This is a genomic window from Microbacterium testaceum (genome assembly GCF_029761935.1).
GTDB lineage: Bacteria > Actinomycetota > Actinomycetes > Actinomycetales > Microbacteriaceae > Microbacterium > Microbacterium testaceum_A.
Window position 1 is genome coordinate 1,099,390 of the sequence record NZ_CP121699.1, and the last position, 12,714, is coordinate 1,112,103.

The 12,714-nt window shown below is 71.2% G+C and carries 8 protein-coding genes; 2 read left to right on the forward strand and 6 right to left on the reverse strand.

Annotated features, from left to right (window positions below):
• Positions 1 to 168: 168 nt before the first annotated feature.
• Positions 169 to 2,283 carry a S9 family peptidase gene (locus QBE02_RS05455; RefSeq protein ID WP_279367440.1) on the forward strand — a complete coding sequence of 705 codons (2,115 nt, stop codon included), beginning with the start codon at positions 169 to 171 and terminating at the stop codon, positions 2,281 to 2,283.
• Between the two features lie 184 nt (positions 2,284 to 2,467).
• On the opposite strand, the gene QBE02_RS05460 is transcribed toward QBE02_RS05455, so the two are convergent.
• The 4 genes from QBE02_RS05460 to QBE02_RS05475 all read right to left on the reverse strand — a co-directional run bounded on the left by QBE02_RS05460 (position 2,468) and on the right by QBE02_RS05475 (position 9,678).
• The gene (locus tag QBE02_RS05460; RefSeq protein WP_279367442.1) at positions 2,468 to 2,863 is read right to left on the reverse strand and encodes a hypothetical protein; all 396 of its coding nucleotides are present in this window, start codon (positions 2,861 to 2,863) and stop codon (positions 2,468 to 2,470) included.
• Positions 2,864 to 3,610: 747 nt separating this feature from the next.
• Positions 3,611 to 4,639 (reverse strand): 6-phosphofructokinase, encoded by a 1,029-nt coding sequence (locus QBE02_RS05465; RefSeq protein WP_279367443.1) that lies wholly within the window; start codon positions 4,637 to 4,639, stop codon positions 3,611 to 3,613.
• A gap of 210 nt (positions 4,640 to 4,849) precedes the next feature.
• Entirely contained in the window at positions 4,850 to 7,009 is a 2,160-nt protein-coding gene (locus QBE02_RS05470; RefSeq protein ID WP_279367444.1) for a DEAD/DEAH box helicase, read from the reverse strand.
• A gap of 269 nt (positions 7,010 to 7,278) precedes the next feature.
• Positions 7,279 to 9,678, reverse strand: coding sequence for a heavy metal translocating P-type ATPase (locus tag QBE02_RS05475; RefSeq protein ID WP_279367445.1), 2,400 nt, complete (start codon positions 9,676 to 9,678; stop codon positions 7,279 to 7,281).
• A gap of 130 nt (positions 9,679 to 9,808) precedes the next feature.
• On the opposite strand from QBE02_RS05475, the gene QBE02_RS05480 reads away from it, so the two are divergent.
• On the forward strand, positions 9,809 to 11,176 hold the full coding sequence (locus tag QBE02_RS05480) for an MFS transporter (RefSeq protein ID WP_279367446.1): 1,368 nt from the start codon (positions 9,809 to 9,811) through the stop codon (positions 11,174 to 11,176).
• A 150-nt stretch (positions 11,177 to 11,326) separates the two neighbouring features.
• On the opposite strand, the gene QBE02_RS05485 is transcribed toward QBE02_RS05480, so the two are convergent.
• Positions 11,327 to 12,271, reverse strand: a complete 945-nt coding sequence (locus QBE02_RS05485; RefSeq protein ID WP_268103625.1) for a bifunctional riboflavin kinase/FAD synthetase — start codon at positions 12,269 to 12,271, stop codon at positions 11,327 to 11,329.
• On the reverse strand, positions 12,268 to 12,687 hold the full coding sequence (locus tag QBE02_RS05490) for a hypothetical protein (protein WP_279367447.1): 420 nt from the start codon (positions 12,685 to 12,687) through the stop codon (positions 12,268 to 12,270). The genes QBE02_RS05485 and QBE02_RS05490 overlap by 4 nt, the downstream gene beginning before the upstream one ends.
• Positions 12,688 to 12,714 lie beyond the last annotated feature (27 nt).

Here is a 12,714-nt window from a genome sequence, read left to right on the forward strand (position 1 = left end):
CGGCGCGACGAACGAAGAGTTCACCTGGAGTTCGACACCTGTTCATCGGTGTCGCCTCGACATCATTTCACCGAGGGGCGCGGCGGTCAAACTTGCCCGGTGGCCGGGGCACGGCATCCCGTGTCTTCTCTGCGCACCGATGGCTCAGGGGCGCACTACCGTGGAACGGTGACCGATCTCGACCCGAAGCCCACCCCACCCGTTGCCGACCGCCGCCCCGTCGCGCGCACGCATCACGGGGACACCTTCGACGACCCGTACGAATGGCTGCGCGCGAAGGACGACGCCGAGGTGATCGCGCACCTCGAGGCCGAGAACGCGTACACCGCAGAGCGCACCACTCACCTCGGTCCGTTGCGCGACGCGATCTTCGGCGAGATCAAGGGGCGCACGCTCGAGACCGACCTGTCGGTGCCCGCCCGTCGCGGCGACTGGTGGTACTACGGTCGCACGGTCGCCGGCGCGCAATACGGCATCCAGTGCCGCGCCCCCCTCGAGTCCCCCGACGACTGGACCCCGCCCACCCTCTCGCCCGGCTCCCCCGTGCCCGGCGAGCAGGTGCTGTTCGACGGCAACGTCGAGGCCGAGGGCACCGACTTCTTCTCGCTCGGGAGCTTCGAGATCTCGAACGACGGCACGCGCATGCTCTACGGCATCGACGTCGCCGGCGACGAGCGCTACACCGTGCGCCTGCGCGACCTCACCACCGGCGAGACGCTCGCCGACAAGATCCCGGGGACCTTCTCGGGGGCGACGTTCTCTCCCGACGGGCGCTTCATCGTCTACACCACGGTGGATGACGCCTGGCGCCCCGACACCGTGTGGCTGCACGAGATCGGCACGCCCGTCGACGACGACGTGAAGCTCTTCCACGAGCCCGACGACCGCTATTGGGTCGGCGCCGACTTCACGCGCAGCGATCGGTACCTGATGATCGAGATGGGCTCGTCGATCACGAGCGAGGAGTGGATCCTCGACGCCAACGACCTGCGCGGTGAGCCCCGCGTGGTGTGGCCGCGGCGCGAGGGCGTCGAGTACTCCTCCTCGCACGCCGTCGTCGACGGCGAGGACGTGCTCTACGTCCTGCACAACGACGGCGCGCTCGACTTCGAGCTCGTCCGGGTGTCGGCATCCGATCCCCAGGGCGCCCGCGAGACCGTGATCGCCCATCACCCCGGCCACCGTCTGCTGGGCGTCGACACGTTCCGCGACTGGGGCGTGGTCGGCTACCGCCGCGACGGCCTCGCCCGCCTCGGCTTGCTGTCGTACGCCGACGGCGCCGTGACCGAGATCGCGTTCGACGAGCCGCTCTACAGCGTCGGCACGGGCGGCAATCCCGAGTACGCTCCCCCGGTGCTGCGCCTGGGCTACGGCTCGTTCGTCACCCCCGGCACCGTGTACGACTACGTCGTCGAGACCGGCGAACTGCTGCTGCGCAAGCGCCAGCCCGTGCTGGGCGGCTTCGACCCCGCCGACTACGGTCAGGCGCGCGTCTGGGCTCCCGCCGACGACGGCACGCAGGTTCCGGTGTCGCTCGTGTGGAAGCGCTCGTTCGGCGAGCCGGGTGATGCCCCTCGCCCCGTGCACCTGTACGGCTACGGCTCGTACGAGCACTCGATCGAGCCCGGGTTCTCGGTCGCCCGCCTGTCGCTGCTCGACCGCGGCGTCGTCTTCGCCGTCGCGCACGTGCGCGGGGGCGGCGAGATGGGCCGGCAGTGGTACGAAGACGGCAAGATGCGTGCGAAGCGCAACACCTTCACCGACTTCGTCGCCGCGGCACGGCACCTCGTCGACAGCGGCTACACCACCCCCGACCGCATGGTCGCTGAGGGCGGCAGCGCGGGCGGCCTGCTCATGGGGGCCGTGGCCAACCTCGCACCCGAGCTGTTCGCCGGCATCCTGGCCGACGTGCCGTTCGTCGACGCCCTGACCACGATCCTCGACCCCTCGCTGCCGCTCACGGTGATCGAGTGGGACGAATGGGGCGACCCCCTGCACGACGCCGACGTCTACGCCTACATGAAGTCGTACTCCCCGTACGAGAACGTGCGCGAGGGTGTCGAGTATCCCCGCATCCTCGCGGTCACCTCGCTCAACGACACCCGCGTGCTGTTCGTCGAGCCCGCGAAGTGGGTCGCGCGCCTGCGCGAGGTCGGCGCCGACGCGATGCTGAAGTGCGAGATGATCGCCGGCCACGGCGGCGTCAGCGGTCGCTACAACGCCTGGCGCGAGCGCGCCTTCGAGCTCGCGTGGCTCCTCGACGTGCTCGGCCTCACCGACTGACCCGCGCGCGCCGCTCTCGAACGCCCCGTCGCCTCGCGCGGCGGGGCGTTCGGTGTGTGTGGGGGCGTTCGCAGTCGCTCGGTTGCCGACCCATGTCCCGATTTGTGCAGACCGTGTCCCACTTTCGGCTGTCCGCACACCGCTCAGGCGACCTTTTTCGGGACATGGGTCAGCGCACATCCGCTCATAGCCCCGGCCGCCAACCGGCTCTGACGAGCGCCTCGCGGGCGAGGGCGACGGCCGAGGCACCTCCATCTCGAAGGTGATGGTTCAGCACGCGCACGTGATCCCACCCCGCCGACCGGATGGCGACCCACCGGTCGGCATCTCGGGCGAACTGTCGCTCGTTCTCGGCGTGGACGCGTCCGTCGTACTCGACGGCGACCATCCATCGAGGGAAGGCGAGGTCGATCTCCGCGACGAACATGCCCCGCGAGTCGAAGATGTCGGCGTTGACCTCGGGCGCCGGGAGCCCGTTCCGACCCAGCAGAAGTCGCAGACGTGTCTCTCTCGGTGACCGGACGCCGGGTCGGGCGAGGTCGACCGCCGCACGCAGGACACCGCCTCGAACGTCGCCCATCTCTCTGACCTCAGACCGCAGCTGCTCTGCGTCGGCCATCGGCGGCCGCCCGCTCAGGAGCGCATCGGCCGCAGCGACCAGGTCATCAAGAGGCCAGAGCCGACCGCATTGTCTCCACGCCCGCACGGGGTGCTCGACCGGCAGGTCGAGCAGGCCGGCCGAGAACGCCGGTGCGCGCGCTTGCAGACGGTGGCCGACGACTCCTGTGTCCGCGGCTCCCTCGCCGGTCGGTGTGCGGAAACATGGATCCGCGGCACGTACGGCCACTCCGGAGTGCATACTCCCCGCAGAGCAAGCGCCGTCTCGTGGCTGAAGAACTGCCAGGGCATCAGGCGCGGCGCGTACACAAGGCACTGCTGGATCAGAGACGAGGGCGGAGCGGTCGTGGACGATCGGATGCCATGGAACGGCGAACCCAAATCTGCGGCGCGCAACCGAGCACGCGTCACCCCCAGCTCACCGGCGGCGCCGACGGAGAAGTGCTCGGGAAGCTGGTCAGGCAGAGGTCGACGACGCGGCATCCCTCAGCTTCTCGCCTCTGCCAGCCCCATCCACGGTTGTCCACAGGCCACCGCGCGAGAAGCCGGGCCGATGCCGCGACCATGTCCCAATTTCGGCTGCCTGGAGGGCGCTTAGGCAACCAAAAGTGGGACATGGCTCACACAAACGGGGACATGGTCCGGGCCCGCCGCAGCACGACGCCCCGCCCCGCACACGGCAGGACGGGGCGTCGCACCAGCAGCAGGCTCAGCCGAACAGCGCGGCGGCCTCCTCGTAGCGATACAGCGGGACGCTGTTGAGCTCACCGAGGGCGTCGGCGAAGGGGACGCGCACGATGTCGGTGCCGCGCATCGCGACCATCTGGCCCCAGGCGCCCTCGTGCAGCGCGTCGGCGGCGTGCAGGCCCAGGCGCGTCGCGAGTACGCGGTCGAAGGCCGACGGCGAGCCGCCGCGCTGGATGTGGCCGAGCACGGTCGAGCGGGTCTCGATGCCGGTGAGGCGCTCGATCTCGGGCGCCAGCAGCTCGCCGATGCCGCCGAGGCGGGGACGGTTAAAGGCGTCGAGGCCCTTGTCGCTGAACGCCTCGTCCATGCCCGTGAGCTTGAACCCCTCCGAGACGACGACCAGGGGCGCGCGGCCGCGGTCGTGAGCGCGGGTGACCTGCTCGACGATCTCGTCGATCGACATCGGCACCTCGGGGATGCAGATCACGTGCGCGCCCGCGGCGATGCCGGCGTGCAGGGCGATCCAGCCGACGTGGCGGCCCATGACCTCGGCCACCATGCAGCGCTGGTGCGAGTCACCCGTGGTGCGCAGGCGGTCCATGGCATCCGTCGCGATGTTCACGGCGGTGTCGAACCCGAACGAGTAATCGGTGGCGCGCAAGTCGTTGTCGATCGTCTTCGGCACGCCGATCACGTTGATGCCGTCCTTCGACAGGCGGTCGGCCGCGGCCAGGGTCCCCTCGCCGCCGATGGCCAGGATGCCGTCGAGCCGGTGCCCGTACATCGTCTTGGAGATGTTCTCGGCGCCGCCGCGCGCACCCTCGTAGGGGTTGGTGCGGCTCGTGCCGAGGATGGTGCCGCCGACCTTGGACAGGCCCTTGACCTCGTGACGCGTGAGCGGGAAGAAGTCGCCGTCGACGACGCCGCGCCAGCCGTCGCGGATGCCGACGAATTCGATGTCGTAGTTGGTCGTGCCCTTGAGCACGACGCCACGGATGACCGCGTTCAGCCCGGGGCAGTCGCCGCCGCTGGTCAGGATGCCGATCTTCATGGGCAGAGTCCTCTGGTGCTGTGATTCGGGTGAAGGGGTCGGCGCCGTTGCCGTCTTCGACCCTATCGCCGCGGGCGGGAACGCTGCCACACGGTGACGGAGGGGCGCCGGATGCCGGGACCCCCGCGACCCCGCCGAGGGGCGAGCTCCTCCCCGGGAACGCAGGAACGCCCCGGCGCCGAATCGACCGGGGCGTTCGTGCGGCGAGGATCAGGCCTTGCCGAGCGCCTGACGCAGCAGGTGCATGAGCGCCGAGAGCTGCACCGAGTCGCTGGAGCCGGGCTCGATCGCCTGGCCGTCGAGGGCGCGCGCGGCGAGCCCCTCCTTCGAGTCGATGAGCTCCGCGATCTTGGTGTCGATCGTGTGCGCGGCGATGATGCGCCACGCGGTCACGGGCTCCTCCTGACCGATACGGTGCACGCGGTCGATCGCCTGGGTCTGCTCGGCGGCGGTCCACGACAGCTCGGCGAGCACGACGTTCGAGGCGGCCTGCATGTTCAGGCCCACACCGGCGGCGGTGAGCGAACATACCGCGATGCCCACGTCGGGGTCGCCGTTGAACGCGTCGATCGCGGCCTGGCGGGCGGTGGAGGTCTGCTCTCCGCGCACCGAGACGGCCTTGAGGCCGGAGGCTTTGAAGTGGGCCTCCGCGGCATCCATCACGTCGATGTGCTTGGCGAAGAACACCACCTTGCCGACCGAGCGCTGCAGCTGCACGGCGTAGTCGGCGGCGAGGTGCGCCTTGGCCTGGCCGATGCGGCGGACCATCGTGAAGACGTTCTCGTTCCCCGAGCCCGCGGCCTTGGACTCCTCGAGCTCGCCGTGGGCGACGAGGCGAACGATGTCCTCGTCGATCTCTCCGGCGGCGAGACCGCGGTCCCCGCGCGCCTCGATGATCCGGTGGTATTTCGCCGCGAGGCGGGCGCCGAGCTCGCGTTCGGCCTGACGGATGGACCGCCCGAACTCGTCGTCCAATTCGACCGGGAGGTCGGCGACGAGCTTGTCGGGGAGGTCGGCGGCGACGTCCTTCTTCTTGCGCCGCACGATGCCCATCGAGATGACGGCCTCGCGCGCCTCGGGGTAGAACGCCTTGTCCGCGGGGGTCAGGCCGGTGGCATCCAGCTTCTCCATCAGCTCGGGACCGGGCTTCTCGCCGTTGGTCCAGCCGAGGAAGCGCCAGATCGCGTCGAAGTCCTCGACGTCGTTGATCAGCGGGGTGCCCGTGAGCGCCAGCATGAGCGGGTCGCGGGTCTGCTGACGGACGCGGGAGGCCAGGGCCAGCACGTTCTGCGAGCGCTGCGACGTGAGGTTTTTGATGAAGTGCGCCTCGTCGACCACGACGCCCTTGAGGCCGATCGACGACAGCCATGACAGGTGCCGGTCGAGGATCTCGTAGTTGACGATGAAGACGTCGGCGAAGGCGTCGATGTCGGCGCCACCGCCCGAGATGACGGTCGCGCGGCGCTGCGGCGTCCACCGCTGCACCTCGCGGGCCCAGTTCATCTTGACGACGTTCGGCACGACGACCAGCAGCGGATACGCGTCGGCGACGGATGCCGCGAGCACCGACTCGGCGGTCTTGCCCAGGCCCGGCTCGTCGGCGAGGAGGAACGAGCGGTGACCGGTGCGCACGGCCTCGAGGAAGCGCGACTGGTGCGGCATGACCTCGAGCCCGCGCGGCGAGAGCCGGTCGAACTCGGGGACGGGCGGCAGCTCCATGCTGGCCGCCGATCCTCCGGCGCCGGTCTCGAACGCCTTGTACAGCGGGCCCATGAGCTCCCAGCCGTCGAGGCGGCGACGCGGGGCGTCTCCGCTCGCGCGCGGCGTGAGATCGGGGGCGAGGAAGGGGTTGGACATCTGGCGCGCCTCGATCGAGGCGGGGACGACCTGCTTCTCGGCCAGCGCCGCCGGCACCACGGGGGCGATCTTGGGCGTGTTGTCGGTGATGATGAGCTCGTCGGGCGGGAGCTCGGCCCCGGACTCCAGCAACCAGTCGCGGCGCATGCGGCGGGCGACAGGAGATGTGGCCTGGTCGACCTCGAGCAGCTGGATGAGCGAGGTGTCGCGCGCGGCGGTCTTGGCGAGGATCGTGGCGACCCCGTCGAGGCGCTTGAGCAGCTCGGCGCGCGCGGCGTCGGTGATCTCGGTGTCGGCCTTGACCCGGGCGCGCTCCTCGCGCACGAGGAACGCGATCACCTGGAACTTGACGCGGTTGGTGGGCCCGAGCTTTCCGCGCTGCGCCTTCGCCTCGATCTCGCGCACCTTGCGGGCGAGAATCGGGATGACGGGTGCTTCGTCGTCTCGTCGGGATGACGTGGTCTTCCTGCGTCGTTGGCTCGAGCCTCGGGACGCGGTTGCCGTAGTCGGCATGCTCCTCCTGAGCGTGTCGTCCGGATGACAATCCGGAGCGTCCGGCGAATGCCGGTGGATCAGTGACCCCGGGAGTTCGTCGCTCGAACCGCCGCCGAAGAAGCGGTGTCGGCGACCCGCAACGCGTCTACGCCGGAACGGCTCGCGATGACAGCGGAGATCGGGATCGCCACCATTCTAGCGTCCGCGAGCCGCTTTCCGCGTGAGGGACCGGAATTTGTCGCCGCGCGGGCCGCGAAACGACGCTCCGCGACCGTCACGCGTATGGGTCAGACCGCGCGTCGCAGGCGCAGGCTGTTGAGGACGACGAAGACGCTCGAGAACGCCATCGCGGCCCCCGCCAGCATCGGGTTCAGAAGTCCCAGCGCCGCCAACGGCAGGGCGGCGACGTTGTACGCGAAGGCCCAGAACAGGTTGCCGCGGATGACGCGCATCGTGCGCCGGCTGAGCGCCAGGGCGGTGACGATGCCCCGCGGGTCGTCGCGCATGAGCGCCACGTCGCTCGCGTGCAGCGCGGCATCGGTCCCTCCGCCCATCGCGATGCCCAGATCAGCGGATGCCAGAGCGGCGGCGTCGTTGACCCCGTCTCCGACCATCGCGACGGTGCGCCCCTCGGCGCGGAGCGCCCGGATCGTCTCGACCTTGCCCTCGGGGAGGACGCCGGCGCGCACGCGGTCGATTCCGAGGTCGGCGGCGACCGCCCGAGCGACGTGCTCGTTGTCGCCGGTGAGCAGGATCGGCTCGAGGCCCATCGCCTTCAGCTCGGCGACGGTCTCCGCGCTCTCGGTGCGGACGGTGTCGGCCACCTCGATCACGACCCGTGCATGCAGGGCGCCGTCGGTGTCGGCCCACCCGGCCACGACGACGGTGCCACGCTGCTCCCCCGCCGTCACGGCGTCCGCCAGAGCGACCGGCAGTTCGGCGCCGAACTCGGCGGCCAGGGCCGGACGCCCCGCGAACACGCGCACGCCGTCGACGGTCCCCGTGACGCCGCGGCCGGGCAGGGCCTCGAGGGCGGTGGCGACGGGCCCGTCTCCTGCGGCGGCGATGATGGCGTGGGCGACGGGGTGCTCGGAGCCGCGCTCGACGGCGGCGATGCGCTCGAGGGCGTCAGCGGCATCCTGGGCACCGACGGTCGTGACCTGCGTGACGCTCATCCGGCCCGAGGTGAGGGTCCCGGTCTTGTCGAGCACGATCGTGTCGATGCGCTCGGCCGACTCCAGGGCCGCGGGTCCCGTCACGAGGATCCCGAGCTGCGCTCCGCGGCCGGTGCCGACGAGGATCGCGATGGGGGTGGCGAGGCCGAGCGCGCAGGGGCACGCGATGATGAGCACCGCGACGGCCGCAGTGAAGCCGGCGGCCACGGGTTGCCCCGCCAGCAGCCAGGCGACGAGGGTCGCGACGGACAGGACGATCACGACCGGGACGAAGACGCCCGAGATGCGATCGGCGAGACGCTGGACGCGGCTCTTGCCGAGCTGCGCGTCTTCGACCAGGCGCGCGATGCGGGCCAGGCGGGTCTGCTCGCCCACGCCGGTCGCGCGCACCAGCAGGCGCCCGCCCGCCGCGATCGTGCCTCCGGTGAGGATCGATCCGGGACCGACGTCGACCGGAACCGCCTCGCCGGTGAGCATGCTCTCATCCACCGAGGCTGTGCCCTCGAGGACCTCGCCGTCGGTGGCGACGGTCGCTCCCGGCCGGACGACGAACACGTCGCCCACGGCGAGGCGATCGACGTCGATGCGGCTCCCGTCCGCGAGCTCGGCCTCGCGGGCGCCGAGGTCGAGCAGGGAACGCAGCGCTGCTCCCGCGCGGCGAGTGGAACGCTGCTCGATCACGCGGCCGAGCAGCAGGAACACCGTCACCGCCGCCGCGACCTCGAAGTAGACGACGGAGCTCGCGTCGTGCACGGGGCCGAACAGGGCGACCTCGTGCCGGATGCCGATCCGCCCGGCCGACCCGAACACGAGGGCCCACACGCTCCACAGGTAGGCGGCGAAGGTGCCCAGGGTGATCAGGGTGTCCATGGTCGCCGCGCCGTGGCGGGCATTGCGCAGCGTCGCGCGGTGGAACGGCCATCCGCCCCAGAGCACGATCGGCGTCGCGAGCGCGAGCGAGACCCACTGCCAGCCGGGGAATTGCCACGCCGGGATCATGCCGAGGGCCACGACGGGGGCGGCCAACGCGAGCGAGACCCACAGCCGCACGCGCAGCGGGGTGGAGCCCGGGGCGTCGGCGGTGTCGTGGACGTGGCCCCCGTGGTCGGAGACCCCGTCGAGGGCGTGGCCGGTGGTGGCGTCGATGTCGCCGCCGGGAGCGGGAACCGCGACGGGCTGCGGCGCCGGGGTGCCGGCATCCGGTCGCTCCTCCGTCGGGAGAGGGAGCGGGAGGGATGCCGCGGCCCCTGCGGTTGCATCACGGGACGAGGAGCGCGGACGCACGGTGGCGTCGTAGCCGGCGGAGCGCACGGCGGCGACGAGAGCCGCGGGGTCGAGGTCGGCCGGGTACCGGACCCGCGCGGTCTCGGTCGCGAGGTTGACCGCGGCCTCGACGCCGTCGACGCGGCCGAGCCGCTTCTCGACCCGGGCGACGCAGCTGGCGCAGGTCATGCCCTCGATGTCGAGCACGGCTTCGGCGGTCGACGTCGCGGGCTCGGTGTTGTCGCGCATGGCTTCTCCTCCGGTCACTCCGTCCAGAACACGATACCCCCTGGGGGTATTCCGTGGGCGTGTCCCCCGACACCGACGGAGATGCTGTCCACCCCACGCGCACGACCAGCGGGAACCGTACGCTGGGGCCATGGCCGAGACGATGACACGCGAGCAGCGGGTCGTCCTGTCGATCGCCGTCCTGGCCTCGTTCGTGTCGTTCCTCGACGGGACGGTGGTCAACGTCGCCCTCCCCGCGATCGCGGGCGAACTCGGCGGCGGACTGTCGACGCAGCAATGGGTCGTCGACGCCTACCTGGTGACCCTCGGCGCCTTCATCCTGGTCGCGGGATCACTGAGCGACGTCCTCGGACGCATCGTGGTGCTGCGGATCGGCCTGATCGGTTTCGGGCTCACGTCGGTGGCGATCGCCGCCGCCCCCACCGCCGAGTTCCTCATCGTCGCCCGCGCGCTGCAGGGCATCGCCGGCGCCCTCCTCGTCCCGAGCTCGCTGGCCCTCATCACCTCGACGTTCCGCGGGCCCGCCCAGGCCCGCGCGATCGGCATCTGGACCGGAGCGACGACCGTCGCCATGATCGCCGGGCCCCTCGTCGGCGGCATCTTCGTCGACACGCTGTCGTGGCGCCTCGTATTCCTGGTGAACGTGCTCCCCATCGCGGTGACCATGTGGTTGCTCGCCCGTCTCGGTCACCGCGATCACCGCCGGCCCGGGGCCCGCGTCGACATCCTCGGCGCGGTCCTGTGCGCTCTCGGCCTCGGCGGCATCGTCTTCGCCCTCATCGAGCAGCCGAACCTCGGCTGGGCGTCCCCCGTCATCTGGCTCCCCGGGGTGATCGGCATCCTGTCGTTCGCGGGGTTCCTCCTGCGTCAACGCACGGCGCGCGACCCAATGATGCCGCTCGACCTCTTCCGCTCGCGCAACTTCTGGGCGGGCAACCTCGCAACCGTCTTCGTCTACGCCGCGCTGTCGCTCAACGGCTTCGTGGTGAGCGTGTACCTGCAGCAGGGCGCGGGGCTGCCCGCCACCCTCGCCGGGCTCGCGTCGCTGCCGAGCACGGTGCTGATGATCCTGCTCAGCTCGCGGATGGGCGCCCTCGCGGGGCGCTTCGGCCCGCGCCTGTTCATGACGCTCGGGCCGATCGTGATGGCGTCGGGGGCTCTGCTGCTGTTGAACGTCAGCGGCGACTTCGACTACTGGACGCAGATCCTGCCCGGCGTCGTCGTGTGGGGCCTGGGGCTCACCGCCACCGTCTCACCGCTCACCGCGGCCGTGCTCGGCGCCATCGACACCGAGCGCTCCGGCATCGCCTCGGCCGTCAACAACGCCGTCTCTCGCGTCGCGGGGCTCCTGGCGATCGCGGCCGTCTCGGCGATCGTGGGCGGCTCGCTCGACCTCGGCGGCTTCCACCGCGCGGCCGTCTTCACCGCCGCGCTGATGCTGCTCGGGGCCGCGGCGTCGTTCCTCGGCATCCGGAATCACCTGTCGCGGCCGGACTGACGCGGGCGCGGCGGGGTGTTCCGGGGCCGCTCGGGCGCGGTGCGGAAACACCCCGCAACCGTCGTTCGCGGGTGGCCCCGCGGCCACGTCCACCGCCCCGTAGCCATGCAACGCGGCCCGAAACCACCCAGCCCGGCCCCGGCCCGCACCTCAGCGCAGGATCGCCCGCGCTCGCTCCACGTCGTCCGCCATCTGCACGAGCAACGCGTCGATGCCGTCGAACGCCGTCATCTCGCGCACCCGCTCCACGAAACGCACCTCGACGTGGTGGCCGTACAGGTCCAGCCCGGTCTCGTCGATCACGTACGCCTCGACCTGCCGCGCGTGCACGTCGTCGAACGTGGGATTGGTGCCGACGCTGATCGCGGCCGGGTAGCTGATGCGCCGAGCCCCGTCGACGTCGACGAGCCAGCCCGCGTACACGCCGTCGGCGGGGACGAAGCCCTCGAGCTCGGGCGAGAGGTTCGCGGTCGGGTAACCGAGCTCGCGCCCCCGCTTCAGCCCGTGCACGACCTCGCCCCACACCGAGGGAGCGCGGCCCAGAAGGCGTGCGGCCGTCGCGACATCGCCCGCCGAGAGGGCCTCGCGGATCCACGTGGATGACACGCGCCGGTCGGCGTGGACGGCCCGCACGTCGTCGACCACATCGACGCGGAACCCGTACTCGGCTCCCATGCGGACCAAGAGGTCGGGTCCGCCCGCTCCCCCGGCGCCGAAGCGGAAGTCACGGCCCACGAGCACCGTGCGCGCCTGCAGCGCCTCCACGAGCACGGCGAGCACGAACTCGTCGGCCGGGATCGCCGCGAGCTCCTCGTCGAAGGTCAGCAGCAGCGTCGCGTCGACGCCGGCGCGCTCGAGCAACTCGAGTTTCTGGTGCGGCCCGATCACGTCGGGGGGGCACTTCTCGGGGCGGAGGATGCTGAGCGGGTTGCGGTCGAACGTCACCGCGACGACGCGTGCGCCGTCGGACGCGTCGATGCGTGCACGATCGATCACGGCGCGGTGGCCGGCGTGCACACCGTCGAACTTTCCGATCGCCACCACCGAGGGCCCGAAGTCCGCCGGGACCTCGGAGGGATCGCGGAAGACGATCATCGCGTCGCCCGGCGATGGCGCGTGAGCCACCAGAGCCCGAGGAAGGGCAGCACCAGCGGGATGAACAGGTACCCGTAGCCGTAGACCGACCACACGGTGGGGTGCTGGAACAGCGCGGGAAGAACGAGGCTCAGGGTGCCCACGACGAGCACGCCCACCAGCTCGAAGCCGATCGCGATCCAGGCGACGCGGTACCACGCGGGCCGCGCCGAGAAGACGAGCGCGAGGGTCGCGAGAATGTAGACGACGGCGGCGAGAGCCGACAGCGAGTACGCGAGAGGGGCGTCGTCGAACTCGCGCACGATCTGCACGAACGAGCGGCCCGTGGCGGCGAGCGCCATGATGCCGTAGACGACGACGAGGACACGGCCGATGCCGGTCATCCCCCGGGAGCGGGAGGGAGTGGTGGATGCCATGACCTGTCGATTCTAGTTCGCCCGCGC

What these genes read in the sequence shown, in the direction of transcription:
- QBE02_RS05460 (WP_279367442.1), bottom strand. Translation starts at nt 2,863, where the DNA reads ATGGGCGACGTTCGAGGCGGTGTCCTGCGTGCGGCGGTCGACCTCGCC.
- QBE02_RS05465 (WP_279367443.1), bottom strand. Translation starts at nt 4,639, where the DNA reads ATGAAGATCGGCATCCTGACCAGCGGCGGCGACTGCCCCGGGCTGAAC.
- QBE02_RS05470 (WP_279367444.1), bottom strand. Translation starts at nt 7,009, where the DNA reads ATGCCGACTACGGCAACCGCGTCCCGAGGCTCGAGCCAACGACGCAGG.
- QBE02_RS05475 (WP_279367445.1), bottom strand. Translation starts at nt 9,678, where the DNA reads ATGCGCGACAACACCGAGCCCGCGACGTCGACCGCCGAAGCCGTGCTC.
- QBE02_RS05480 (WP_279367446.1), top strand. Translation starts at nt 9,809, where the DNA reads ATGGCCGAGACGATGACACGCGAGCAGCGGGTCGTCCTGTCGATCGCC.
- QBE02_RS05485 (WP_268103625.1), bottom strand. Translation starts at nt 12,271, where the DNA reads ATGATCGTCTTCCGCGATCCCTCCGAGGTCCCGGCGGACTTCGGGCCC.
- QBE02_RS05490 (WP_279367447.1), bottom strand. Translation starts at nt 12,687, where the DNA reads ATGGCATCCACCACTCCCTCCCGCTCCCGGGGGATGACCGGCATCGGC.